Source organism: Halomonas denitrificans (assembly GCF_003056305.1).
GTDB lineage: Bacteria > Pseudomonadota > Gammaproteobacteria > Pseudomonadales > Halomonadaceae > Halomonas > Halomonas denitrificans.
Map to the genome: position 1 here is coordinate 1,044,969 of NZ_PYVX01000001.1, position 22,295 is coordinate 1,067,263.

Here is a 22,295-nt window from a genome sequence, read left to right on the forward strand (position 1 = left end):
TCTCTGGAGATTCTTACTGTCGCATCGCCGCCGTGTTGGGGCTGACCCGGCGATAGACCGTTCGCGGAGGCGCTGTGGATACCTCCCTGTACGCTACCGATTCCTTCCCTGGAATCGGACCTCCGCCTCGGTCTATCCCCGGCGCCCCTCGAACGGCTCGACGTCTTGTCTAGCCACGGCCGCCGCGACTCGCCATCTCGGCGGCCAGCGCCACGGCGACCCGCAGGCTGCCCGGGTCGGCGACGCCGCGGCCGGCGAGGTCCAGGGCGGTGCCGTGATCCACCGAAGTGCGCACCAGCGGCAGCCCCAGGGTGATGTTGGCGGCGCGGCCGAAGCCGGCGTACTTGAGCACGGGGAGGCCCTGATCATGATACATGGCCAGCACCGCGTCGACGCCCTCGAGGTGGCGCGGGGTGAACAGGGTATCGGCCGGCAGGGGGCCGTCAAGGGTCAGCCCCTCGGCGCGCAGGGCCTCGAGGGCCGGGATGATGATGTCCAGCTCCTCGCGCCCCAGGTGGCCGCCCTCCCCGGCATGGGGATTGAGGCCGCAGACGGCGATGCGCGGGGCGTCCACGCCGAACCAGCGCCGCAGGTCGTCGTGCAGGATGTGCAGCAGGCGATGCAGGCGCGGCCCGGTGATGGCGTCCGCCACCTCGCGCAGCGGCAGGTGGGTGGTGGCCAGGGCCACCCGCAGGGGCGCCCCGCCCTCCCCGTTCGCCTCGCGGGCGTGCAGGGCGCTGTCGGTGGCCAGCATCATCACCACCTCGTCGACCCCACAGGCGTCGCGCAGGTACTCGGTGTGGCCGCTGAAGCCGGCGTGGCCGGCATCCAGGATCACGCCCTTGTGCAGCGGCGCGGTGACCATGCCGGCCGCGCGGCCGGCGCGACAGGCGGCCAGCGCCACGTCGAGGGTCTCGAGCACGTGGGCGGCGTTGGCGACATTGAGCTCGCCGGGCCGCGCCGGGGCGCGCAGCGCCACCGGCCACACCGGCAGCACGCCGCAGCGGGGTGCGGGGGGCGTCGCGTCGCGGCCCAGCTCGAGGATCTCGACCTCCCGGCCGATCATGGCGGCGCGCTCGGCCAGCAGGGCCGGGTCGCCCACCGCCACCACCCGGGCCGGGGGGACCACGTCGGCGGCCAGCATCACGGCAAGCTCGGGCCCGATGCCCGCCGGCTCGCCGCAGGTCAGGGCCAGCACCGGCGCGTCCGCGGTCGACATCAGCGCGCCTCGAGGCGATCGTCGACGAAGGCGCGGCTGCGGATCTCCTGGATCCACTCTTCCATCTCGGCGCTGACCTTGCGCTGGAACAGTGCCTGGCGCGCCTGGTCGCGGCTGACGCCCTGCTGCTCCACGAAGCGATCCACCTCGCGCTCGGAGAGGTCGACCCGGCTGGCCACCCGGCGCTGCTGCAGCTGACGCATCAGCAGTTCGCGGCGCACCTGGTCACGCACCACGCCGAGCGACAGGCCGTCGGCCTCGAGCGCATCGGCGAACTGCTCCAGGCTCATGCCGTTGCCCTCGGCGATGGCCCGCACCTGGCGGTTGAGCTCGGTGTCGTCGACGCTCAGGTTGGCCTCGCGGGCCATCTGCAGCTGGATCTCCTCGACGATCATTCGCTCGAGCACCTGCTCGCGCAGGACCGAGTCGGGGGGCGTCGCCTGTCCGCGGCCCTCGAGCTGGCTGCGGACCTGGGCGACGCGGTCGTCGAGCTGGCTCTCCATGATGGCGCCCTCGTTGACCACCGCCACGATGCGGTCCAGCGGCTGACGGCCCGCATAGGCCGACTCCTGGGCCAGCCCCGTCAGGGGCAGGCCGGTCAGGCACAGGGCCAGCGCCAGGGTGGCGATACGTCGGCTGCGCATGTCTCTCTTTCCTCTCATCGGTGTCGAATGTCTCACAGGCGGCCCAGGGACGCGCTTCGGTAGCCCGGTACGGCCTGCTGGAAGTAGCTGTCGGCCTCGCCGCCGACGCCGCCCAGGCCCTTGAACACGAAGCGCAGGAAGATCCCGCGGTCGGTCTGGTCGTCCTCGATGGTGTTGGCGGTGTCGTTGTCGTCGATCCACTCGCGCCACACCAGCTGCAGACCATAGCAGCAGTCGTTCCACTGGACACCCGCCAGCTGCTCCAGGGCGCGGTCGTTGGTGTTGTCGTAGAGCAGCCGGCCGATCAGGTCGACCTGGCGGCTGGCCTTCAGGGCGAACGACAGGTCGTACTCCTCACGGTCGTAGGTCAGCCGATCCTCGTCCTCCTGGGAGGGGTCGAAGCCCTGGACCTGCCAGCGATAGCCGAGGTTCAGCACGTGACCGGCCGGGGCCAGGTACTGCAGGCCCAGCGAAGTGCTCTCGGTGCGCTCCAGGTGGTCGTCGTAGAGCCACTGCCAGCGGGTGCGCCACGCCTCGGTGATCTGCCAGTCGGCCCGGGTGACCAGCGGCGAGCGCTCCCGGGTCGCGCGATAGTGGGCCTCGAAGTTCGACTCCGGCGGCAGAGTGTCGGGATCGCCCGCCATGTCGATGTGGCGATCCTCCAGGTAGTAGGCCTGCCCCAGTCCCACCGAGAGCCGCTCACGGCCGCTCTCGTCGACCAGCAGCCGCGACTCGAGGCCCAGCGAGACGCGGTTCAGGTCGCCCACCCGGTCGCTGCCGCTGAAGCGGTAGGGCGACCAGAGCTGGTTCCAGGAGAAGGCGCGCTCGGCGGTGTCGAACTCGGGAAACTCGGTCTGGTCCCGCGCCGGCACGTAAGCGTAGTTGACCCGCGGCTCGAGGGTCTGGCGGTAGTCGCGACCGCCGAGCTCGAGCTCGCGCTCGAAGACCAGGCCGCCGTCGACGCTGGCCACCGGCACGCTGCGGGTCAGGCTCTCGTCGCGGTCGGTCTCGCGCTCGCCGTAGTCGAGCTCGTAGGCGGTGGCGAGCCACTCGACCCGGGGCTCCAGGTAGCCCCAGCTCTCGTCGAAGCGCCAGCCGGTGGCCGGCGCCAGGTGCAGGCGGGAGCCGTTGGCGGCTTCGCGAATGGGTACCTTCGTCTCATCCACGTCCCGCCAGAAGTGGGTGACGTTGGAGCGCCACTGCTGGTAGAAGCCGCTTGGCTGGGACCAGCGGGCGTCGGCGGTCAGGCTCGGCAGGCGGTAGAAGGGCTTGTCGCGCTCGAGCAGCGGATCGTCGAGCTTCTGGTAGCCCTGGGCCTTGGCCTGCAGCTGCCAGGTGTCGCCGCGATGGTCGATCTGGGCCAGGCGCTCCATGTAGGCGGTGTCGCCCTCGCCGAAGTCGCGGCCGAAGTCGTCGAAGTAGCTGCCGTCGCTGGCCGCCCCGTAGCGCAGGCGATAGGGGGTGCGGGCATCCAGCCGCCCGGCGTGCCGATAGTCGAGGTACCAGCGATCCTCGCCCTCGTAGCTCGGCTCATCGTCGGGGTCGCCATCGTCGTCGGCCAGGTAGGCGCCCTCGATCTGGCCGCCGTGGTTTTCGAAGAGATACCGGTACTCACCGCCCAGCAGCAGGCCACGATCGCTGATGTAGCGCGGCGTGATGGTGGCGTCCTGGTCCGGGGCGATGTTCCAGTAGAAGGGCTGGGCGTAGTCGAGGGAATCGGCGGAGAGCCCCAGCAGCGGCCACAGGAAGCCGGTCTGGCGACGCTCGTCGAGGGGGAAGCGCACCCAGGGCCAGTAGAAGACCGGCACCTTGCCCACCTCGAGCCGGGCATGCTTGGCGGTGCCGACGCCGCGTTCGCGGTCGAGCAGGATGTCGTTGCCGACCAGGCGCCACAGGTCGCTACCCGGCTCGCAGGTGGTGAAGCTCGCCTCGGTGAGGCGGTAGCGCTCGCCGTCGAGGCGGGCCAGGCGCACGGCGTCGCCGCGCAGGCGCTGCTCGTGGGCCACGTAGTGGGCCGTGTCGATGCTCGCGGCGTCGCTGTTCAGGGAGAACTCGGCCGAGGCACCGCGCACCAGCAGGTTGCGGTCGCGCAGGGTCAGCGGCCCCTCGGCGTAGGCGGTCTCGCGGCTGGCGGGCACCCGCACCCGGGGCGCCTCGAGCTGGGCGTCGCCGCGGCGCAGCAGCACCTCGCCGTCGAGCCGGGTCTCGCCATCCTCGCCCGCATCGGCGCGGTCGGATTCGCTCGCCACCTTCTCGCCGGGCGGCGGCGGCAGGCGGTAGTCCGGCATCACGTAGCGGCCGCGGCACAGGGCGTTGGCCGGGCGCGTCTCGCCCCAGGGCTGCCAGTCCAGCTGCGCCGCCGGCAGCGACTCGGGGGGCGCCGCCGAGAGTGGCCCGCTCGCCAGGCCGGCGCCGGCCAGGCCCGTCAGGGCCGTCCATGTCCACGAGTGTCGCTTGCCCATGCTCCACGATGTCCTTGGCGGGGTGAATCGGTATTATACAGGCCGCACCCGGCCTGTGCTGCCGGCGCGAGCCCTGCCATCGCCGACGATGTCGGGAGCTCAGCATGCGGGGCCCCCACGGGGCCGTCAACCGTACCCGCCCCCTCACCAGGAGCCAGACGACGATGCCCGAGGCCACCGATCCCACGCGAACGCAGCGCCTGCAGGCCTGGGCGGCCAGGCGCCACGGCCTCTCCCCGGAGGCGGTCACCCTGCGCTTCGCCGCCGGCGACGCCAGCTTCCGGCGCTACTTCCGCCTGACGCTGCCCGACGGCACCACTCGCGTCCTGATGGACGCCCCGCCCGAGCAGGAGGACAGCGCCCCCTTCGTGGCCATCGCCGAGCAGTGGGGGACGGCCGGCCTGCCGGTGCCGGCCCTTCACGGCGTGGACCTCGACGCCGGCTTCCTCGAGCTCGATGATCTGGGCGACACGCCGCTGCAGGACCTCTTCGCGGGCGACGAGGCTCCGGCGACCCTGGCCTGGCACGAGCGCGCCCTCGACCTGCTCCATGAGCTGCAGAACCGCGCCCCCGTCGATGGCCTGCCCGCCTACGACGCCGCCCTGCTCGGCCGCGAGCTGGACCTCTTCCCCGACTGGTGCCTTGGGGAGTGGCAGGGCCTCGCCCCGCCGCCCGAGTGGGCGGCACTGCGCGAGGCGCTGATTGCCTCGGCCCTCGAGCAGCCGGTGGTCGCGGTGCATCGCGACTTCGACGCCATGAACCTGATGGTCAAGGACGAGGCCCTCTACCTGATCGACTTCCAGGACGCCGTGGCGGGCCCCATCAGCTACGACCTGATCTCGCTGCTGCGCGGGCGCTACTGCCGCTTCGCCCCGGGGCGCTTCGCCGCCTGGACCGAGGCCTTCCGGGTGCGCGCCATCGCCGACGGCCGGCTGGCCGAGGAGGTCGACGCCGCGACCTTCCTCGCCGGCACCCAGGCCATGGCCGCCCAGCGCTCGCTCAAGGTGCTCGGCATCTTCTGCCGACTGACCCTGCGCGACGGACGCCAGGGCTATCTCGAGCGCCTGCCGCACTTCCTCGGCCACCTGGAGGAGAGCCTCGCCGGCCTGCCCGGCCACGCGGCCTTTCGCGCCTGGCTCGCCGAGACCTTCCGTCCAGCGCTGGCGGCGCGCCTGGAGGAGCACGCATGAAGGCGATGATCCTGGCCGCGGGGCTCGGCACCCGCATGCGCCCGCTCACCGACCACTGCCCCAAGCCGCTCCTCGAGGTGGCCGGCCGTCCGCTGATCGTCCATCACCTTGAGCGCCTGCGCGCAGCGGGCATCGTTGATGTGGTGATCAACGTCAGCTACCGGGCGGACCAGATCATCGACGCCCTGGGCGACGGCACTGACCATGGCGTGTCCATCGCCTGGAGCCGCGAGGCGACCCCGCTGGAGACCGGCGGCGGCATCCGCCAGGCGCTGCCGCTACTAGGCGAGGCCCCCTTCCTGCTGATCAACGGCGACGTCTGGTGCGACCTCTGTCCGTCGCGCCTACCCGACCTGGGCGACGACCTGGCCCACCTGGTGCTGGTGGACAACCCCGACCACCACCCGGAGGGCGACTTCCACCTGGACGCCCGCGACCGGGTGCGCGCCGAGGGGACGCCGCGCCTCACCTTCGCCGGGCTCAGCCTGCTCGACCCGGCGCTGGTGGCCGACGAGGCGCCCGGGGCCTTCGCCCTGGCGCCGCTGCTCCGGCACGCCATGGCCGGGGATCGCATCGGCGGCACCCACCACCGCGGCGCCTGGGTCGACGTCGGCACGCCGCAGCGGCTGAGGGCACTGGATCAAGGTCTTCGCGCATCGCTTCGCTCAGAAACCTGAGCGAAGCGCCGGGGACAGGCCGAAGAGGGGGTCCTACGCCAGGGAAGGCGTCGGTAGCGCCCAGGGAAGGGTTCACAGCGCCCCCTCGTAGGCCTGTCGCCGGAACCGCTTCAGCGTCACGCGAACGGGGCTGAGCCGCCGCCCGGCAGCTGCTATGCTGCCGGACCTGCTGTCACCGAACACAACCGAAGGATGCCTGCCCCATGAAAGCCAGCGTGAAATGGACCGACGGACGCCAATTCGTTGCCGAGAGCGGCAGCGGCCACAGCGTGGTCATCGACGGCCCGCCCGACCACGGCGGCCGCAACACCGGCCCGCGCCCCATGGAGATGCTGCTGATGGGCATGGGGGGCTGCACCTCCTTCGACGTCCTCAACATCCTCGAGAAGGCCCGGGCCGACGTGACCGACTGCGTGGCGAGCCTCGAGGCCGAGCGCAGCGACGAGACGCCGAGCGTCTTCACCAAGATCCACGTGCACTTCACCGTGAGCGGCCGCGGCCTCAAGGAGAAGCAGGTGGCCCGGGCCGTGGAGCTCTCCGCCGACAAGTACTGCAGCGCCTCGATCATGCTGGTCAAGGGCGGCGTGGAGATCACACACTCCTTCACCATCGTCGAGGAGTGAGGGCCGGCCGTCACGGCCCAGGCCCGTCACCGGCCGCCACGAAAAACCCCGCCAGGTTCGCCTGGCGGGGTCTTTTATGTGCCGATGGCGCCGGTCCGGCGCGCTCGGCCTAACGGGAGATCACGCCTAGACGCGATAGACGCTGGTGGTCATCACCTTGGACATCAGCTTCATGCCGAGCTTGACCGGCGCGGGGAAGCGGCTGCCCCCCGCCTCCAGCGCCAGCTGGGCGTGGTGGGCCTCGTCGATGGCCATCTGGCGCAGCACGGCGCGGGAGCGATGATCGCCCGCCGGCAGCTTGACCAGGTGCTCCTCCAGGTGGTGGCCGACCTGCTCCTCGGTGGCGGCCACGAAGCCGAGGCTCACCTGGTCGCCGACGGCGCCCGCCGCGGCGCCGAGGCCGAATGAGGCCGCGTAGAAGAGCGGATTGAGCAGGCTCGGGCGAGCGTCGAGCTCCTGGAGCCGCTCGTCGCACCAGGCCAGGTGGTCGATCTCCTCCTGGGCGGCCTGCTCCATCTGGCCGCGCACCTCGGGCAGCTTGGCGGTCATCCCCTGGCCCTGGTAGAGCGCCTGGGCGCACACCTCGCCGGTGTGGTTGATGCGCATCAGCCCCGCGGCGTGGCGCCGCTCCTCCTCGCTCAGCGGCTCGTCGTGGACCGCCGGCGTCGCCGGCGAGGGACGCGAGGGGCTCGCCGCGTGGGGCACCAGGGTCCTCAGCACGGTATCGAACTGGTGGATCAGGTTGTCGGCACGGGTTAGGGAGCGGGTCATGACGGGATCTCTCGAGAATGCACCTGATGCGTCGTACGCCGGGTCGCGCGCGGCCTGGGCCGCAGGGCGCCGGCTAGCCAGCCGGCCAGGTAAAGCGACGACCGCCCATCAGGTGCATGTGAATATGATAGACGGTCTGGCCGCCGTGGTCGTTGCAGTTCATCACCACCCGATAGCCGTCCTCGGCGAAGCCCTGCTCGGCCGCGAGCCTGGCAGCGGTGTACTGCAGGCGCCCCACCAGCGCCAGGTCGCCCTCCTCCTCGATGTCGTTGAGGGTGGCGATGTGGCGCTTGGGCACGATCAGCATGTGGGTCGGCGCCTGGGGATTGATGTCGTTGAAGGCGAGCACATGCTCGTCTTCATAGACGATGTCGGCGGGAATCTCGCGATCGATGATCTTGCAGAACAGGCAATCCATGGGCGGTTCTCCTTGGGTGAGGGTCGGGCCTAAGTCAGCGGAAGCGCCGCTGGGCGAGCAGGTGGCGCACCAGCGGGCCGAGGATCAGCTCCATGGCCAGCGACAGCCGCGAGCCCGGCACCACCAGGGTGTGGGGGCGGCTCATGAAGGCATCCTGGATCATCGCCAGCAGGTAGGGGAAGTCCACCGTGGCCGGGTCGCGGAAGCGGATCACCACGAAGGACTCGGCGTCGGTGGGGATGTCCTGGACCTCGAAGGGGTTCGAGGTGTCCACCGTGGGCACCCGCTGGAAGTTGATGTGGGTGCGCGAGAACTGCGGCTGGATGTAGCGCACGTAGTCGTCCATGCGCCCCAGGATGGTGTCGATCACCGCCTCCTGGGAGTAGCCCCGGTGGCGCATGTCGCGGTCGATCTTCTGGATCCACTCCAGGTTCATGGTCGGCGCGACCCCCACCAGCAGGTCGACGTGGCGGGCGATGTCGAGCTCGGCGGTGACCAGCCCCCCGTGCAGCCCCTCGTAGAACAGCAGGTCGGTGCCACAGGGCAGCGACTGCCATTCGGTGAAGGTGCCGACCTGGTAGCCGGCCTCGATCATCTGCTTGTCTTCGGCATGGATGTAGTGCCGGTAGGAGCCGTTGCCGGTCTGGCCGTACTCCCGGAACAGCGCCTCGAGCCGGTCGAGCAGGTTGGCCTCCACCGCGAAGTGGGAGAGCTCGTCCTTGCGGTCGGGCTCGTCGACGAGGAGCTGCGCCAGCTCCTGGCGGGTATAGCGGTGGAAGGCGTCGCCGTCGACGAAGGCGGCGTGCACGGCCTCCCGGGCGAACATCCGCTCGAAGGTGCGCTTCACCGTGGTGGTGCCGGCCCCGGAGGAGCCGGTGAGGGCGATGATCGGATACTCCCGCGACATCAGCGTGCCCCCGCCAGGGCGTCGCGCACGACATCGGGGACCGCCACCGGGCGGCCGGTGGCGGGGTCGACCAGCATCAAGTTGATCCGGGCGGTGGCCACCGTGGCGCCGTCGGCCTCGCGCAGGATGCGGTGGTAGACGCTGATCGCCTTGCGCGCCGGCGCCGGGATGGCGGTCTCCACCATCAGCGCATCCGGCCAGCGGGTCTCGGCCTGGTACTGCACGGCGAGATCCGCCGCCACGCAGGGAAAGCCGCCGAGGTCCCCTTCGGAGAGCCTCCGGTCGGCCAGCGCGGCGACCCGCGCCTCGTGCAGCAGCGAGATCAGCGCATCGTGGCCCAGGTGGCGGCCGTAGTTCATGTCGGTGATGCGCACCGTCAGCGGGTGACGGTGCATCACCTCGTCGACGGGAAAGCTCAGTCGGACACGCTCCATCCTCGCTCCTGTCATTGTTGTTGGGCGTCGTTCGTCGTCAGGCGTCCCCGCGCTCCCGGGCGATGGCCCGGTGGGCGATATCGCGGCGGTAGAGCACCTCGGGCCAGTCGATCTCGGCCACCCCCAGGTAGGCCAGGTCGCGGGCCGCGCCCACGTCGTCGCCCAGCGCCGTGACGCAGAGCACCCGACCGCCGGCGGTGACCACCCGGCCGTCCTGCTCGGCGGTGCCGGCATGGAAGACCTTGCAGCCGGTGGCCTCGGCGGCCTCGAGCCCGTCGATGGCATCGCCCTTGCGGTAGCTGCCGGGGTAGCCGCCGGCGGCCAGCACCACGCCCACCGCGGGACGCGGGTCCCAGTCGCAGGCGAGCCCGCCGAGCTCGCCGCGGGCGCCGGCCAGGCACAGCTCGGCCAGGTCGGCGCGCAGGCGCAGCATGATCGGCTGGGTCTCGGGGTCGCCGAAGCGGCAGTTGTACTCGATCACCTTGGGGTTGCCCTCGGCGTCGATCATCAGACCGGCGTAGAGGAAGCCGGTGTAGGCGTGCCCCTCCTCGGCCATGCCCTGCACCGTGGGGCGGATCACCCGCGCCATGATGCGCTCGTAGACGCTGTCGGTGACCACCGGCGCCGGGGAGTAGGCGCCCATGCCGCCGGTGTTGGGACCGGCATCGCCGTCGAAGGCGCGCTTGTGGTCCTGGCTGGTGGCCATGGGCAGGATGGTCTCGCCGTCGACCATGACGATGAAGCTCGCCTCCTCGCCCTGCAGGAACTCCTCGATCACCACCCGGGCGCCGGCGTCGCCGAAGGCGTTGGCCTCGAGCATGTCGCGTACCGCCGCCTCGGCCTCGGCGAGGGTCATCGCCACGATCACGCCCTTGCCGGCCGCCAGGCCGTCGGCCTTGATGACGATGGGCGCGCCCTTCTCGGCCAGGTACTCAAGCGCCGGCTCCACCGCGGTGAAGGTGCGGTAGTCGGCGGAGGGGATCGCGTGGCGGGCCAGGAAGTCCTTGGTGAACGCCTTGGAGCCCTCGAGCTGGGCCGCGCCGGCCGTGGGGCCGAAGATCGCCAGGCCCGCCTCGCGGAAGCGGTCGACCACGCCCGCGACCAGCGGCGCCTCGGGACCGACGATGGTCAGCTCGACGCCCTCGTCGCGGGCGAAGGCCACCAGGCCGTCGAGGTCGTCGACGCCGATCGCGACGTTCGTGAGGCCCGGCTCCCGGGCCGTGCCGGCGTTGCCGGGCGCCACGAAGACCGTCTCCACTCGGGATGACTGGGCGACCTTCCAGGCCAGGGCGTGTTCGCGGCCACCGCCGCCGATGATCAGGACCTTCATCCGCTTGACTACCTCAGAACCGTGCAAGAAACGTCGCGGCATTATGTCAGAAAGTGGCGCGCGGCGCCGCTCACGACTGGCCCTTTCCCGAGTCGTCGTCGCTGGTGCTGCCGGCCTGGCTGATGGTCTTCTGCCAGAACTTCATGTTCTCCTCGGCCATCTCGCGCATCAGCTCCATGGGCGAGTGGCGCATGGCCTGCTGCCACTGGTCCTGCATGCGGTGCTGCTGCTCGAGCATCAGCTTGGTGCCCTGTTCCAGGTAGCGCGCCAGGGGCAGCGGCTGGGCCATGTCGTAGACCCGGATGAACTGCGCCAGCAGGTCGTTGGAGAACACCTGGGCGTCGCCGTCGGCCTGCTCCTGCTCGATGATGATCGACAGCAGGATGGTGCGGGTCAGGTCTTCGCCGCTCTTGGCGTCCTCGACCCGGAAGGGCACCTCGTCGAGGATCAGGCCGCGCAGATCCTCGAGGGTCACGTAGCGGCTCTGTTCGGTATCATAGAGCCTGCGGTTGGCATACTTGCGAATCACGCGCACGGCGCTGCTCCTTGTTCGGTGAGGGCGGCTGCCCCCGTAGCGCTATTGTGCACCGCGACACCATCCATGCAAGGCATCGCCCCCATTCAGTCCCAACGCAACGAGGCGCCATGAACCTGATCCTGCTCTCCCCCGAGGACGTCGAAGACCACCGCCTGGCCCGGGTCCGCGACCCGCGCCGGCTGGCGCACCTGCGCGAGGTCCATCGCGCGCGTCCCGGGGACGCCCTGACGCTGGGCATCGCGGGGGGCGCGCTTGGACGCGGCGAGCTGCTGACCCTGGACGATCACGAGGCGACCTTCGACGTCTCCGGGCTGGACCAGCCGCCGCCCCCGGCGCTGCCGGTGCACCTGGTGCTCGCCCTGCCGCGGCCGCGGATGCTGGCGCGCAGCCTGGAGCACGTCACCGCGCTCGGCGTGAAGCGAATCACCCTGCTCAACACTCGCCGCGTGGAGAAGAGCTACTGGCAGTCGCCGGAGCTCGAGGCCGAGAAGATCCACCGCCACCTGGTGCTGGGCCTGGAGCAGGCCCGCGACACCCGACTGCCCGAGGTCACCCTGGCCAAGGGCTTTCGCCCCTTCGTCGAGGACCAGCTGCCGGGGCTGCTCGAGGGGCGCCGCGGCCTGGTGGCCCATCCGGGCATGGCCGAGGACTGCCCCCGCGGCCTCGACGAGCCGGCGCTGCTGCTGGTGGGGCCGGAGGGCGGCTTCATCCCCTGGGAGGTGGAGCGGCTGCTGGCGGCCGGCTGCCAGGGCATCCACCTGGGCCCGCGCATCCTGCGGGTGGAGACCGCGGTCACCGCCCTGCTCGCCCGGCTCTTCTGAGCCCTGGTCTGAGCCCTGGCCCCGGCTCGCGGCCGGGACCGGCCGCGAGGGACGACGGCGGCGCTACTCCGCCTCGTCGGGGTCGTGGGGCACGAAGGGGGCGTCCTCGCCGCAGTCGGGCTCGGTGATGAAGGTCTCGCGCACGTCGAGCAGGCCGAGATGGCCGATGGAGCGGCGTCCGAGCAGCAGCGGGTAGTTCATCTCCTCGCGGTCGCGCAGCCCGAACTGCTCCTCGTAGACGGTATCGCCCAGGCAGACCTCCATCAGCACCACCGGCCGCTCGTCGACGCCGCCGGCGCCGCGCACCCGCAGGTCGCGGTAGAGCGGCAGCTCCATGCGCTCGGTGAAGAGCTCGCCGCTGGCCTCGTCCTCGAGCTTCAGGCGAAAGCGCACCCACTCCTCGCCCTCCTTCTCGAAGAGCTCGATGTCGCGGGCGTCCAGCGACGAGGTCAAAGCGCCGCTGTCGAGCTTGGCCTTCACCTCGACGCCCCAGGGCTCCAGGGTCGCCTTCTCCACCCAGCCGAACACACGGTCGGCATCGTCATCGGCGAGGACCGCCGGCACCGCGCTCGAGAGCAGGGCGGCCAGCAGCCATGGACGGACTCGGGTCGGGATCATGATCACCTCCGAAACAGGGGCTCAGCGCCGCAGGCGCTCGAGCAGGGTGAGGGTCGCGAAGCCATCCGGCGTGACGCCGATGGCGTCCTGGAAGGCGCGCAGCCCACGACGGGTGTTGGGGCCCATGATGCCATCCGGCGTGCCCACCTCGAAGCCGCGCGCGTTGAGCAGGCGCTGCATCTCGCGCACCTGGCTGCGGCTCAGCGGCTGCTGATCCCGAGGCCAGGCCTGTACCACCCCCTCACGGCCGGCGATCTCGTCGGAGAGCACCCCCACCGCCAGGGCGTAGCTGGTGGCGTTGTTGTAGCGCAGGATCGCCCGGAAGTTGGGTCCCACCAGGAAGGCCGGGCCCTCGGCGCCGGCGGGCACGATCACCGAGGCGGCACCGAAGTCGGGCAGCGGCGCGCCGCCGAGGGTGCGCACGCCCCGCTCGGCCCACTCGGCACTCGAGAGGCGATGGGAAAGCTCGGTGCGGGCGTAGTCGAAGCCGTCGGGGAGGCGCACCTCGACGCCCCAGGGCGCACCCGCCTGCCAGCCGGCGCGGTCGAGATAGTGGGCGGTGGAGGCCATGACGTCGGGAATGCTGCCCCAGATGTCGCGGCGCCCGTCGCCGTCGCCGTCCACGGCGTAGGCCTCGAAGCTCGAGGGGATGAACTGGGTGTGGCCCATGGCCCCGGCCCAGGAGCCGATCATGCGCTCGGGCGAGATGTCCCCCGCCTCGAGGATGCGCAGCGCCGCGAGCAGCTCGCTGCGGGCGAAGTCGCGGCGGCGACCGTCGTAGGCCAGGGTGGCCAGCGCCTCCAGGGTCGAGAAGTCGCCGAAGTTGCCGCCGTAGTTGCTCTCGATGCCCCAGATGGCGACGATCACCTCGGCCGGCACCCCGTAGCGGCGCTCCATCTCGCGGGCCGTGTCGCGATGCTCGGCGAGCCGCGCCTGCCCGGTGCTGACTCGGGTCGCCGAGACGGCGCTGTCCAGGTACTGCCAGATCGGCCGCACGAACTCGGGCTGGGAGCGGTCGAGCTCGATCACCCGCGGGCGATAGCGCAGTCCCTCGAGGGCGCGCGCCAGGGTCGCCTCGGCGATGCCCTCGGCGCGCGCCTCGCGCCGGAAGCGTGCCAGCCACTCCTGGAAATTCGCCGCGGCGGCCGGCTGGGCGGACTCGGCGACAGCCACCGTGGTCGCCGCGTCACGCGCCTCCTCCGGGGCCGCATGGGCCTCGCTGGGCGGGGACGCCTGGCAGCCGGCCAGCAGGGCCAGCAGCAGAGGGGGGGTCAGCATCCGTTTCATCGTTGCTCCTGAGGCGGGGTCCATCAACCGGCCGATCATCGCCCAGAACCGCGCGCCAGAAAAGCCCGATCAGGCTCCCAGGAGCCGCCAGATCACCAGGCCATGACAGGCCAGCACCACCAGGGTCAGCAGCGTACGCAGGGCCTGGTACCAGTCGGGGAGTTGGGTCCGGCCGTCCCGGGAGTACTCGTGGAAGCGCACCAGCAGAAAGCCCGCGGCCAGCACCCAGGCGCCGGTGAGCGGATGCAGCAGCAGCGCCGGCCAGGCCAGCAGGCTCGGCACCATGGCGAGCAGCATGCGCGCCCGGAACGGCGCCTCGCCGGGACGCTCCCGGCACATCGCCACGCCCCACTGCACCCCGCCCAGGAAGGAGAGGATCACCGCGGCGTAGGCGAGGAAGGCGCGGATGGCGACGACCTGCCAGGCGATCGGCGCCAGCCAGGTCGCCGCGGCGGTCGCCAGGAAGGGGATCAGGCCGGCCAGACCCAGCATCCAGGGCAGGCGGGGCGTGGCGTTGAGCGTCATGACGGCTCCTCGGGCGAGTGGAAGATGGCGGCGATGGGGATCAGGAGGGCGACGGCGGCCGGGTCGTCACGCCCGGGGCCGCTGCGGGGTCATCCTCCCGGGGCAGCAGCCAGTCGCGCCAGCCCGGCGCCTCCGCCACGGGCGAGGCGAAGCGCGCGGGGGCCGCCCGCCAGGGCTGGTGCCGGGCCTGGCCGGGCGGCAGCTCGGCGAGCTCGGGCTGCCAGTGGGCGACGTATGCGCCCGCGGGGTCGTAGTCCCTGGCCTGCTTGAGCACGTTGAACCAGCGCTCCCGGGTATCGCGCCCCACCCCGGCCACGTAGCGCCAGTTGCCCCAGTTGCTGGCCACATCGTAATCGACCAGGCAGGCCTCGAACCAGGCCGCCCCCAGCCGCCAGTCGCCGGCCAGCTCGTTGACCAGAAAGCTCGCCGCGTTCTGGCGCGCGCGGTTGGAGAGCCAGCCGGTGGCGGCCAGCTCGCGCATCGCCGCGTCCACGAAGGGCACGCCGGTGCGCCCCTCGCGCCAGGCGCGAAAGCCGTCGTCCGGCGCCGGCAGCTCGCGCGCGCCATAGAGCGCCGCGCCCTCCTGGCGCGCCGCCCAGTGGAAGTACTCGCGCCACAACAGCTCGAAGACGACCCAGTAGCTCGACTCGTTGGCGCCGTGCCGGGCCTCCCAGGCGACCACCGCATCGCGCACCTGGCGCGCCGACAGGCAGCCGTGGGAAAGCCAGGGGGAGAGCCGCGTGGAGAAGTCGGCGCCGACCAGGCCGTTGCGGGTCTGCTTGTAGCGGGCGATGGCCCCGCTCTGCCACAGGTAGTGATCGAGCCTCGCCAAGCCCGCCGCCTCGCCGCCGGCGAAGGCGAACTCGCCGCGCGCGTCCGGTGCCCAGTCGGCCGCCCGGTCGCACACCTTGCCGAGCGGCGGGAAGCCGCGCGGCGCCCCCTCCGGCCAGCCGGGCAGGGTCACCGGTGCCGGTGCGGCCTCGGGGAACGAGCCGGCGCGCTCGACCCGGCGGCGAAATGCCGAGAAGCTCCCCGGCAGCTCGGCGAGCGCCGTGGGCAGCGAGGCCTCGTCCAGCAGCGTGCCGGCATCGAGGCGGCGCAGCGCCACTTCATCGCCCAGTCGCGCGGCCAGCCGTGCGACGGCCCGCTGCTCCTCCCAGCCAGGCTCGGCGCGCACCCGCACCTCGTCGATGGCGTAATCGTCGACCAGCCCCGCCACCGCCTCGACGGGCTCCCCGATGCGCACCAGCAGGTCGCTGCCGCGCCTGAGCAGCTCGCCGCGCAGCGCGATCAGGCTCTCCCACAGAAAGCGCAGGCGCGCCGGCCCGATGCGCGGCGCCTCGAGGCCGGGCAGCGGCGCGAGCCAGGCCTCATCCAGTGCGAACACGCAGAGCAGCGCCTCCGGGGGCGCGTCGAAGGCGAACATCGGATTGTCGGCCAGGCGCAGGTCGCCGCGCAGCCATATCAGGGTCCGGCTCATGACGCTCGCTCCTGGCGGCGGGCCTCGCGGCGACAGCGCTCGCTGCAGTGGCGAACCTCGTCCCAACAGCGTGCCCACTTGCGTCGCCAGGCGAAGGGGCGCGCGCAGTGGGCGCAGACCTTGTGCGGGAGATGCGGCTTGCGGTGCATGGGGGCAGCCTCATACGTGGACAGCGTGATTTAATAGTACAGCATTTGTACAAATAAATACGCTCCGCGACCACCCCGAGACCGCGAGGCGTTCAACGCGCCGGTCGTGGGGGACGGCCCAAGACGAGAAAGGGCCGCCCGAAGGCGGCCCCATGGCGGGTGGGTCAGGCGGCGTGGCGCTCAGGAGGCGCCGGGGTCGTCGGGGGGACGGCGCTCCTGCTCCTCGGCCGGCGTGCCGCTGCGCAAATCGCGGGTCAGGGGGTCGAAGTGGGGCTTCAGCTCGTCCTTGACGGTGCCCGCCCACAGCCGGGCGCCGACGATGTAGCCTGCCCGGCCAATCACGTGGGCCGCCACCGGGGCGGTCATCATGATGAAGAGGATCACCCCGAAGGCGCGCGCCACCACCGCCACCTCGGCGAAGTGCAGCGCCACTGCCAGCATAATCAGGGCGGTGCCCAGGGTCGCGGCCTTGGTGGTGGCGTGCATGCGGGTCAGCAGGTCGGGCAGGCGCACCACCCCGAGCGCCGCCAGGAACATGAAGAAGGCGCCGGCCAGCACCAGGCCGCCCACGAGGTGCTCAATCATCGCGGGGCCCTCCACGCTCCAGGAAGCGGGCGAAGCCGATGGCGGCCATGAAGGCCATCAGCGCCATGACGATCGCCACGTCCAGCAGGCTCGGCACGTCGGTGGCGATGGCGACCACCCCGATGATGCCGACGAGGATCGACGAGAAGAGCTCCAGGGCCACCACCCGGTCCGGCAGGCTGGGGCCGCGGAACAGGCGCACGAAGGCCAGGCAGAGCGCCAGGACCATCACCGCCAGGCTCACAAGGATCACGGGGGACACCGGATCACCTCCTCTCACTAGTGGAACAGGGCCAGCGCCCGGCGCTCGAGCTCGGCCAGGCTGCGCCGCAGCGCCGGCTCGTCGTCCAGGAACATGGCATGGATGTAGAGCACGCGGCGATCGTCGGAGACGTCCAGGCTCAGGGTGCCCGGCGTCAGCGAGATCAGGTTGGCGACCAGGGCGATCTCGAACTCGGTGGTGGCCCGCAGCGGCATGGCGATCACCCCGGGCTTCATGTACCAGGTCGGGGTGATGATGTCGTAGGAGACCTTGAGGTTGGCCATCACCAGCTCCTTGAGGAAGAAGCCGATGAAGCGGATCAGCCGCGGCAGGCGCTGGGCGTGCCCGGCCAGCGCCGGCACCTGGGGCTGGATCAGCGCCAGCACCAGGTAGCCGAACAGCAGCCCGGCCAGCAGGTTGCGGCCGCTGAAGTCGCCGGTCAGCACGATCCAGGCGAAGCCGAGCATCAGGTTCCAGGCGGCCCCGATCATGGCGTGCCCTCCCCCGCCGCGCCGAGCACCGCCTCGATGTAGCGCTCGGGTGCCAGCAGCTGGCCGGCCGAGGCCTCGGCCAGGGCGTAGATCGGCCCGGCGTTGAGGCCGATGTAGAGCGTGCAGAGCGCAAGGCCCGACACCGTCGCCGACATCAGCCACATCGCCCGGGGGGCGACGGCCGGCGGGGGGGCGTCCCGCGTCTCCGGCGCCGCCTTCCAGAACACCTCGGCCCAGATCTTGATCATCGAGTAGAGGGTGAGCAGCCCCACCAGCAGGGCGATGAAGGTCACCCCATAGGCCTCGGCCTCGATACCGGCGCGGATGACGATGAACTTGGCGAAGAAGCCCGAGAGCGGCGGCATGCCGGCCAGCGACAGCGCCGGGATCAGGAACAGCACGGCGAGCCAGGGATGGCTGCGATAGAGGCCGCCCAGCGACTTGAGCTGGTAGGTGCCGCGCAGCCGATGGACGATGCCGCTGACCAGGAAGAGGTTCGTCTTCACGATGATGTGGTGAATGATGTAGAAGACCCCGCCGATGATCGCCAGGGGCGTGAAGAGCGCCAGCCCCAGGATCATGTAGCCGATCTGGCTGACGATGTGGAACGACAGGATGCGACGGAACTCGAACTGCGCCGCCGCGCCGAGCACCCCGGAGAGCATGGTGAAGCCCGCCCCCCACAGCAGGATCTCGTGGGTGTAGCCGGGGCTGTGGTGGAAGATCAGCGTGAACACCCGGTAGAGCGCATAGACCCCAACCTTGGTCAGCAGGCCGGCGAACAGTGCCGAGACCGCCACCGGCGGCGTGTGGTAGGAGGCCGGCAGCCAGAAGAAGAGCGGGAAGGCCGCCGCCTTGATGCCGAAGGCGACCATGAACATCATCGCCAGGACGTCGACCATGCCATCGTCCTGAAGCGTCGCCAGGCGACGGGCGATGTCGGCCATGTTGAGCGTGCCGACCATGCCGTAGAGCAGCCCCACGGCGACCAGGAAGATCACCGAGGAGACCAGGTTGAGGGTGACGTACTTGATCGCCCCCTCCATCTGCGCCTTCTCGCTGCCGAGGATCAGCAGCGCGAAGGAGGCCACCAGCATCACCTCGAACCAGACGTAGAGGTTGAAGATGTCCCCGGTGAGAAAGGCCCCGGCGACCCCGGCCAGCAGCAGGTGCATCAGCGGGAAGTAGCCGTAGGCCTCGTGGCCGCGCCCCACCGTGGCCAACGAGAAGAGCGCCACGGCAAAGCCGATGATGCCGGTGAGCACCACCATGATCGCCCCCAGCAGGTCGGCCACCAGGCTGATGCCGAAGGGCGCCGTCCAGCCGCCCATCTGCATGACCTGGATGCCGTCGCGCTGCACCGTGGCCAGCAGCCACAGCCCGGTCAGCAGCAGGCTCCCGGTGCCGGCCACGGCGAGGAAGCGCTGCATGCTCCGGGAGCGCCAGAACAGCAGCGACACGGCGCCCGCCAGCAGCGGGATGAGGATGGGCAGCGCGATCTGGGGCGTCACGAGTCGGTGTCCCTCATCTTGTCCAGGTCATCGGCGCCCACGATCTCCCAGGCGCGGCGCACCAGCACCACGGAGAACGACAGCACCCCGAAGGCGATGACGATGGCCGTGAGCACCAGCGCCTGGGGCAGCGGGTCGGCCACCGCGCCGGCCGGCGCCGAGAGCCCCTCGGGCACCAGCGGCGGGGCGCCGCGTACCATGCCCGCCGTGGCGAAGATCAGCAGGTTGGCGGCATTGGAGAGCAGCATCAGCCCGATCACCAGCTTGACGATGGAGCGCCGCAGCATCATGTAGACGGCGGCGGCGAAGAGCGTGCCGATCGCGACGGCTATCAGGGGTTCCATGGCGCCTCCTCAGCGTTCGTCGTCGTGCTGGTCGGTCTTGACCAGGGCGGTGATCGCCGTGAGCACCGAGCCCACCACCACCAGGTAGACCCCGACGTCGAAGAGCAGCACCGTCGAGGCCTTGAAGTCGATGATCGGGATGGTCCACCACTGGGCCGTGAAGAAGGGCTCGCCGACCCACCAGGCCGGCAGCGTCGAGCCCACCCCGAGCACCAGCCCCATGGCGACCAGATCCCGGGGCGACACCGTGAGCATCCGGTTCAGGGGGCCACGCCCGAAGGCGAAGAGGTAGAGCGCGAAGGCCGCCGCCGCCACCAGGCCGGCAATGAAGCCGCCGCCCGGCTCGTCGTGCCCGCGCAGCAGCAGGAACAGCGAGAAGAGCAGCTGCAGCGGCAGCAGCAGCCGCGCCGCGGCGTTGAGGATCAGGGTGCCCGACCTAGCCATCGTCCCGCTCCCCCGGCGGCGCGGGGCGCCGGCGCTCGTGCTCCCGGGCGTGGAAGCGCAGCATGGCATAGACGCCGATGGCCGCCAGCGCCAGGACGAACATCTCGCCCAGAGTGTCCAGCGCCCGGAAGTCGACCAGGATGACGTTGACGATGTTGTGGCCGTGGCCCAGCGGCTGGCTGTTGGCGATCATGTAGTCCGAGATGCGCGGCAGGCGCTCCCCGGAGAGCACCGCGAGCATCAGCGCGGTGATCAGCCCGCCGGTGAGCGCGGCGACGATCAGGTCGCGCAGCCGCTCCAGGGGCGTCGAGAGGGTGGCGAAGTGCGGCAGGCGAAACAGCACCAGCACCAGCAGGATGACCGTCAGGGTCTCCACCAGCAGCTGGGTGATCGCCAGGTCCGGGGCGCTGAACAGCACGAAGGTCAGCGCGATGGAGAAGCCCATGACCCCCAGCGCCGCCACCGCCGCCAGGCGCGAGCGCATCACGCAGGCCGCCACGGCCCCGGCGACCATCAGGCCGGCGACCACCGCCTCGTGGAGGTAGACCTCCAGGGCGACATCGAGGGTGAAGGCGTGGCGAAAGAAGAGCGCATGGCCGACCAGGCCGACCAGCACCAGCAGGGTCATGGCCAGATAGTTGCGGATGTGGCCGTTCTGCAGCAGCCGGGTCTGCCACTCGGCGACGGCCACCATGCCCGCCATCAGCGCCTCGTAGCCGGCCTCGGGGCCGCGCGCCATCAGCGGCGCGAGGCGCTCGAGCCGGGCGCGCAACCGGTCCCAGTGGCGGTAGGCGAGAAGGCCCAGCGCCAGGCTCGCTAGCGACAGCACGAGCGGCAGGTTGAGCCCGTGCCACAGCGCCAGGTGAACCTCGGCCCCGGGCGCGCCGATGCCGGCCAGGGTGACCGCCACCAGCGGGTCGAGCAGGCCCGGCGCCAGGCCGAAGCCGAGCGACAGCACGGCGAGCAGCGCCGGTCCCGCGAGCATCGCCGAGGGCGCCTCATGGGGGGCCTTGGGGGTCTGTCGCGAGGCGCCGAAGAAGGGGCGCAGGGCGACGATGGCCGCGACGGCCAGGGTCAGGAAGGCCGCCGTGAAGGCGAGCAGCAGGATCAGCGGCCGCCAGGCGTCGGCCTCGAGCACCGAGGCGAGCATCGCCTCCTTGCCGACGAAGCCCAGCAGCGGCGGCAGCCCGGCCAGCGACAGGGCCGCGACGCCGGCGACCACGGCGGTGCGCGGCATCGCCCGGCGCAGCCCGCCCATGGCGGTGACGTCCTTGGTGCCGGTCTCGTGGTCGAGGATGCCGGCAACCATGAACAGCGCCCCCTTGTAGAGCGAGTGGGCCAGCAGGAAGACCACGAAGGCGGTGAGCGCCTGGGGGGTGCCGAGGCCGAGCAGCAGGGTCAGCGTGCCCAGCGCCATCACCGTCGAGTAGGCCAGCAGCGTCTTGACGTTGGTGTGCTGGATCGCCAGGAAGGCGCCGGTGGCCATGGTCACCGCGCCGACCAGCGAGAGGCTGGTGACCCACAGCTCGGTGCCGCCCAGCGCCGGATGCAGCCGCGCCAGCAGGTAGATGCCCGCCTTGACCATGGTCGCCGAGTGCAGGTAGGCCGAGACCGGCGTGGGCGCCGCCATGGCGTTGGGCAGCCAGAAGTGGAAGGGGAACTGCGCCGACTTGGTGAAGGCGCCGATCAGCAGGCAGAGCAGCAGCGGCGTGTAGAGCGCATGGTCGCGCAGCGTCTCGCCGCGCTGGACCAGCTCGGCAAGCGACCAGCTGTCGCCGGCCCCGGCCAGCATGACCAGGCCGGCCAGCAGCGCCAGCCCGCCGCCCACGGTGACGAAGAGCCCCTGCAGGGCCGCCTTGCGCGCCGCGGGATCGGTGTGGTTGAAGCCGATCAGCAGGTAGGAGGTGATGCTGGTGAGCTCCCAGAACACGAAGAGCGTGACCAGGTTGTCGGCGAGCACCAGGCCGAGCATCGACATCATGAAGGCGGTGATCACCACCAGGAAGCGCGGCAGGTCGCGATGGCCGCGCAGGTACTCTCCGGAGTAGACCAGTATCAGGGCGCCGATCCCGGTGATCAGCAGGGCGAAGAGCCAGGCGAGGCCGTCGATCAGGAAGGTCAGCGTGATGTCGAGCCCCGGCACCCAGGCCCACTCCAGGCGCAGCACCTCGCCGGCGGCGATCGCCGGCCACTGGCCGAGCAGCCAGGCCGCGATGGCGGCAGGCAGCAGGGCCATCAGCCGCGGCGTCCGGGCCCCGAACCACTGATGCAGCAGCGGGGCCAGGCCCGCCATCGCGAAGCCTCCCAGCACGGCAAGTTGCATCGGCCACCCTCCCTGGGACGGGGGAGCGCGCGATTGCGGCCCGCTCCCTCGAGTTGAGGTCCGTCCACTCTAGAGAGACAAAGTGTTGAAAGGCAAGGAGGCAGCGAGGGAATTCGCTTTGCGTTAAAGTGGCAGGGAGCCAAACCATGGGGGGCCTCGACCCAGGGACGGGGGCGAAGACGTATCGCCTGCCTCATCCTGTTCCCCGGGCGCGTGACCGAGACGCCCTCCCCGTTTCCGAA

General features: G+C 71.2%; 25 protein-coding genes. 4 read left to right on the forward strand and 21 right to left on the reverse strand.

Going from position 1 to position 22,295, the window contains the following annotated elements; genetic code table 11:
- Positions 1 to 169: 169 nt before the first annotated feature.
- Genes pdxA through C9F13_RS04670 form a run of 3 tightly spaced genes read right to left on the reverse strand, consistent with a single transcriptional unit; the run spans position 170 to position 4,325 of the window.
- Positions 170 to 1,219 (reverse strand): 4-hydroxythreonine-4-phosphate dehydrogenase PdxA, encoded by a 1,050-nt coding sequence (gene pdxA, locus C9F13_RS04660; RefSeq protein ID WP_108445028.1) that lies wholly within the window; start codon positions 1,217 to 1,219, stop codon positions 170 to 172.
- On the reverse strand, positions 1,219 to 1,863 hold the full coding sequence (locus tag C9F13_RS04665; RefSeq protein WP_108445029.1) for a SurA N-terminal domain-containing protein: 645 nt from the start codon (positions 1,861 to 1,863) through the stop codon (positions 1,219 to 1,221). Before C9F13_RS04665 ends, pdxA begins: the two co-directional genes overlap by 1 nt.
- Positions 1,864 to 1,895: 32 nt before the next feature.
- A complete protein-coding gene (locus C9F13_RS04670; RefSeq protein WP_108445030.1) occupies positions 1,896 to 4,325 on the reverse strand; it encodes an LPS-assembly protein LptD in 2,430 nt (809 codons plus the stop codon).
- Between the two features lie 164 nt (positions 4,326 to 4,489).
- Between C9F13_RS04670 and C9F13_RS04675 the strand changes: the two genes are divergently transcribed.
- From C9F13_RS04675 to C9F13_RS04685, 3 genes are all read left to right on the forward strand, one after another.
- Positions 4,490 to 5,515 (forward strand): aminoglycoside phosphotransferase family protein, encoded by a 1,026-nt coding sequence (locus tag C9F13_RS04675; RefSeq protein ID WP_108445031.1) that lies wholly within the window; start codon positions 4,490 to 4,492, stop codon positions 5,513 to 5,515.
- On the forward strand, positions 5,512 to 6,192 hold the full coding sequence (gene murU, locus C9F13_RS04680; RefSeq protein WP_108445032.1) for an N-acetylmuramate alpha-1-phosphate uridylyltransferase MurU: 681 nt from the start codon (positions 5,512 to 5,514) through the stop codon (positions 6,190 to 6,192). The genes C9F13_RS04675 and murU overlap by 4 nt, the downstream gene beginning before the upstream one ends.
- A 203-nt stretch (positions 6,193 to 6,395) precedes the next feature.
- The gene (locus tag C9F13_RS04685; RefSeq protein ID WP_108445033.1) at positions 6,396 to 6,815 is read left to right on the forward strand and encodes an OsmC family protein; all 420 of its coding nucleotides are present in this window, start codon (positions 6,396 to 6,398) and stop codon (positions 6,813 to 6,815) included.
- Between the two features lie 126 nt (positions 6,816 to 6,941).
- On the opposite strand, the gene coq7 is transcribed toward C9F13_RS04685, so the two are convergent.
- From coq7 to phaR, 6 genes are all read right to left on the reverse strand, one after another.
- On the reverse strand, positions 6,942 to 7,586 hold the full coding sequence (coq7, locus tag C9F13_RS04690) for a 2-polyprenyl-3-methyl-6-methoxy-1,4-benzoquinone monooxygenase (RefSeq protein ID WP_108445034.1): 645 nt from the start codon (positions 7,584 to 7,586) through the stop codon (positions 6,942 to 6,944).
- A 73-nt stretch (positions 7,587 to 7,659) separates the two neighbouring features.
- The gene (locus C9F13_RS04695) at positions 7,660 to 8,004 is read right to left on the reverse strand and encodes a histidine triad nucleotide-binding protein (RefSeq protein WP_108445035.1); all 345 of its coding nucleotides are present in this window, start codon (positions 8,002 to 8,004) and stop codon (positions 7,660 to 7,662) included.
- 34 nt (positions 8,005 to 8,038) lie between these two features.
- On the reverse strand, positions 8,039 to 8,911 hold the full coding sequence (locus C9F13_RS04700; RefSeq protein WP_108445036.1) for a phosphoribulokinase: 873 nt from the start codon (positions 8,909 to 8,911) through the stop codon (positions 8,039 to 8,041).
- Positions 8,911 to 9,345 carry an acyl-CoA thioesterase gene (locus C9F13_RS04705; protein ID WP_108445037.1) on the reverse strand — a complete coding sequence of 145 codons (435 nt, stop codon included), beginning with the start codon at positions 9,343 to 9,345 and terminating at the stop codon, positions 8,911 to 8,913. The genes C9F13_RS04700 and C9F13_RS04705 overlap by 1 nt, the downstream gene beginning before the upstream one ends.
- Before the next feature lie 37 nt (positions 9,346 to 9,382).
- Positions 9,383 to 10,675 carry a phosphoribosylamine--glycine ligase gene (gene purD, locus C9F13_RS04710; protein WP_108445038.1) on the reverse strand — a complete coding sequence of 431 codons (1,293 nt, stop codon included), beginning with the start codon at positions 10,673 to 10,675 and terminating at the stop codon, positions 9,383 to 9,385.
- Between the two features lie 70 nt (positions 10,676 to 10,745).
- On the reverse strand, positions 10,746 to 11,210 hold the full coding sequence (phaR, locus tag C9F13_RS04715) for a polyhydroxyalkanoate synthesis repressor PhaR (protein WP_108445039.1): 465 nt from the start codon (positions 11,208 to 11,210) through the stop codon (positions 10,746 to 10,748).
- A 110-nt stretch (positions 11,211 to 11,320) separates the two neighbouring features.
- Between phaR and C9F13_RS04720 the strand changes: the two genes are divergently transcribed.
- Positions 11,321 to 12,034, forward strand: coding sequence for a 16S rRNA (uracil(1498)-N(3))-methyltransferase (locus tag C9F13_RS04720; RefSeq protein WP_108445040.1), 714 nt, complete (start codon positions 11,321 to 11,323; stop codon positions 12,032 to 12,034).
- Positions 12,035 to 12,097: 63 nt separating this feature from the next.
- On the opposite strand, the gene rloA3 is transcribed toward C9F13_RS04720, so the two are convergent.
- The 12 genes from rloA3 to C9F13_RS04780 form a co-directional block, all read right to left on the reverse strand.
- The gene (gene rloA3, locus C9F13_RS04725) at positions 12,098 to 12,652 is read right to left on the reverse strand and encodes a retropepsin-like aspartic peptidase RloA3 (protein WP_108445041.1); all 555 of its coding nucleotides are present in this window, start codon (positions 12,650 to 12,652) and stop codon (positions 12,098 to 12,100) included.
- A gap of 21 nt (positions 12,653 to 12,673) precedes the next feature.
- A complete protein-coding gene (locus tag C9F13_RS04730; protein ID WP_108445042.1) occupies positions 12,674 to 13,939 on the reverse strand; it encodes a lytic murein transglycosylase in 1,266 nt (421 codons plus the stop codon).
- Positions 13,940 to 14,008: 69 nt separating this feature from the next.
- On the reverse strand, positions 14,009 to 14,464 hold the full coding sequence (locus tag C9F13_RS04735) for a DUF3429 domain-containing protein (RefSeq protein ID WP_108445043.1): 456 nt from the start codon (positions 14,462 to 14,464) through the stop codon (positions 14,009 to 14,011).
- 40 nt (positions 14,465 to 14,504) lie between these two features.
- Positions 14,505 to 15,944, reverse strand: a complete 1,440-nt coding sequence (locus C9F13_RS04740; RefSeq protein WP_108445044.1) for a DASH family cryptochrome — start codon at positions 15,942 to 15,944, stop codon at positions 14,505 to 14,507.
- A complete protein-coding gene (locus tag C9F13_RS04745; RefSeq protein WP_108445045.1) occupies positions 15,941 to 16,093 on the reverse strand; it encodes a DUF2256 domain-containing protein in 153 nt (50 codons plus the stop codon). Before C9F13_RS04745 ends, C9F13_RS04740 begins: the two co-directional genes overlap by 4 nt.
- Before the next feature lie 180 nt (positions 16,094 to 16,273).
- Positions 16,274 to 16,678, reverse strand: a complete 405-nt coding sequence (mnhG, locus tag C9F13_RS04750) for a monovalent cation/H(+) antiporter subunit G (protein WP_108445046.1) — start codon at positions 16,676 to 16,678, stop codon at positions 16,274 to 16,276.
- The gene (locus tag C9F13_RS04755; protein WP_108445047.1) at positions 16,671 to 16,940 is read right to left on the reverse strand and encodes a monovalent cation/H+ antiporter complex subunit F; all 270 of its coding nucleotides are present in this window, start codon (positions 16,938 to 16,940) and stop codon (positions 16,671 to 16,673) included. Before C9F13_RS04755 ends, mnhG begins: the two co-directional genes overlap by 8 nt.
- A gap of 17 nt (positions 16,941 to 16,957) precedes the next feature.
- A complete protein-coding gene (locus C9F13_RS04760) occupies positions 16,958 to 17,431 on the reverse strand; it encodes a Na+/H+ antiporter subunit E (RefSeq protein ID WP_108445048.1) in 474 nt (157 codons plus the stop codon).
- Positions 17,428 to 18,942: a Na+/H+ antiporter subunit D gene (locus C9F13_RS04765; RefSeq protein WP_108445049.1), complete on the reverse strand. Its 1,515-nt coding sequence runs from the start codon at positions 18,940 to 18,942 to the stop codon at positions 17,428 to 17,430. Before C9F13_RS04765 ends, C9F13_RS04760 begins: the two co-directional genes overlap by 4 nt.
- The gene (locus C9F13_RS04770; RefSeq protein ID WP_108445050.1) at positions 18,939 to 19,286 is read right to left on the reverse strand and encodes a Na+/H+ antiporter subunit C; all 348 of its coding nucleotides are present in this window, start codon (positions 19,284 to 19,286) and stop codon (positions 18,939 to 18,941) included. The genes C9F13_RS04765 and C9F13_RS04770 overlap by 4 nt, the downstream gene beginning before the upstream one ends.
- 9 nt (positions 19,287 to 19,295) lie before the next feature.
- On the reverse strand, positions 19,296 to 19,730 hold the full coding sequence (locus C9F13_RS04775) for a Na+/H+ antiporter subunit B (protein ID WP_108445051.1): 435 nt from the start codon (positions 19,728 to 19,730) through the stop codon (positions 19,296 to 19,298).
- A complete protein-coding gene (locus tag C9F13_RS04780; RefSeq protein WP_108445052.1) occupies positions 19,723 to 22,053 on the reverse strand; it encodes a putative monovalent cation/H+ antiporter subunit A in 2,331 nt (776 codons plus the stop codon). Before C9F13_RS04780 ends, C9F13_RS04775 begins: the two co-directional genes overlap by 8 nt.
- Positions 22,054 to 22,295 lie beyond the last annotated feature (242 nt).

What these genes read in the sequence shown, in the direction of transcription:
- pdxA (WP_108445028.1), bottom strand. Translation starts at nt 1,219, where the DNA reads ATGTCGACCGCGGACGCGCCGGTGCTGGCCCTGACCTGCGGCGAGCCG.
- C9F13_RS04665 (WP_108445029.1), bottom strand. Translation starts at nt 1,863, where the DNA reads ATGCGCAGCCGACGTATCGCCACCCTGGCGCTGGCCCTGTGCCTGACC.
- C9F13_RS04670 (WP_108445030.1), bottom strand. Translation starts at nt 4,325, where the DNA reads ATGGGCAAGCGACACTCGTGGACATGGACGGCCCTGACGGGCCTGGCC.
- C9F13_RS04675 (WP_108445031.1), top strand. Translation starts at nt 4,490, where the DNA reads ATGCCCGAGGCCACCGATCCCACGCGAACGCAGCGCCTGCAGGCCTGG.
- murU (WP_108445032.1), top strand. Translation starts at nt 5,512, where the DNA reads ATGAAGGCGATGATCCTGGCCGCGGGGCTCGGCACCCGCATGCGCCCG.
- C9F13_RS04685 (WP_108445033.1), top strand. Translation starts at nt 6,396, where the DNA reads ATGAAAGCCAGCGTGAAATGGACCGACGGACGCCAATTCGTTGCCGAG.
- coq7 (WP_108445034.1), bottom strand. Translation starts at nt 7,586, where the DNA reads ATGACCCGCTCCCTAACCCGTGCCGACAACCTGATCCACCAGTTCGAT.
- C9F13_RS04695 (WP_108445035.1), bottom strand. Translation starts at nt 8,004, where the DNA reads ATGGATTGCCTGTTCTGCAAGATCATCGATCGCGAGATTCCCGCCGAC.
- C9F13_RS04700 (WP_108445036.1), bottom strand. Translation starts at nt 8,911, where the DNA reads ATGTCGCGGGAGTATCCGATCATCGCCCTCACCGGCTCCTCCGGGGCC.
- C9F13_RS04705 (WP_108445037.1), bottom strand. Translation starts at nt 9,345, where the DNA reads ATGGAGCGTGTCCGACTGAGCTTTCCCGTCGACGAGGTGATGCACCGT.
- purD (WP_108445038.1), bottom strand. Translation starts at nt 10,675, where the DNA reads ATGAAGGTCCTGATCATCGGCGGCGGTGGCCGCGAACACGCCCTGGCC.
- C9F13_RS04720 (WP_108445040.1), top strand. Translation starts at nt 11,321, where the DNA reads ATGAACCTGATCCTGCTCTCCCCCGAGGACGTCGAAGACCACCGCCTG.
- rloA3 (WP_108445041.1), bottom strand. Translation starts at nt 12,652, where the DNA reads ATGATCCCGACCCGAGTCCGTCCATGGCTGCTGGCCGCCCTGCTCTCG.
- C9F13_RS04730 (WP_108445042.1), bottom strand. Translation starts at nt 13,939, where the DNA reads ATGAAACGGATGCTGACCCCCCCTCTGCTGCTGGCCCTGCTGGCCGGC.
- C9F13_RS04735 (WP_108445043.1), bottom strand. Translation starts at nt 14,464, where the DNA reads ATGACGCTCAACGCCACGCCCCGCCTGCCCTGGATGCTGGGTCTGGCC.
- C9F13_RS04740 (WP_108445044.1), bottom strand. Translation starts at nt 15,944, where the DNA reads ATGAGCCGGACCCTGATATGGCTGCGCGGCGACCTGCGCCTGGCCGAC.
- C9F13_RS04745 (WP_108445045.1), bottom strand. Translation starts at nt 16,093, where the DNA reads ATGCACCGCAAGCCGCATCTCCCGCACAAGGTCTGCGCCCACTGCGCG.
- mnhG (WP_108445046.1), bottom strand. Translation starts at nt 16,678, where the DNA reads ATGATTGAGCACCTCGTGGGCGGCCTGGTGCTGGCCGGCGCCTTCTTC.
- C9F13_RS04760 (WP_108445048.1), bottom strand. Translation starts at nt 17,431, where the DNA reads ATGATCGGGGCCGCCTGGAACCTGATGCTCGGCTTCGCCTGGATCGTG.
- C9F13_RS04770 (WP_108445050.1), bottom strand. Translation starts at nt 19,286, where the DNA reads ATGGAACCCCTGATAGCCGTCGCGATCGGCACGCTCTTCGCCGCCGCC.
- C9F13_RS04775 (WP_108445051.1), bottom strand. Translation starts at nt 19,730, where the DNA reads ATGGCTAGGTCGGGCACCCTGATCCTCAACGCCGCGGCGCGGCTGCTG.
- C9F13_RS04780 (WP_108445052.1), bottom strand. Translation starts at nt 22,053, where the DNA reads ATGCAACTTGCCGTGCTGGGAGGCTTCGCGATGGCGGGCCTGGCCCCG.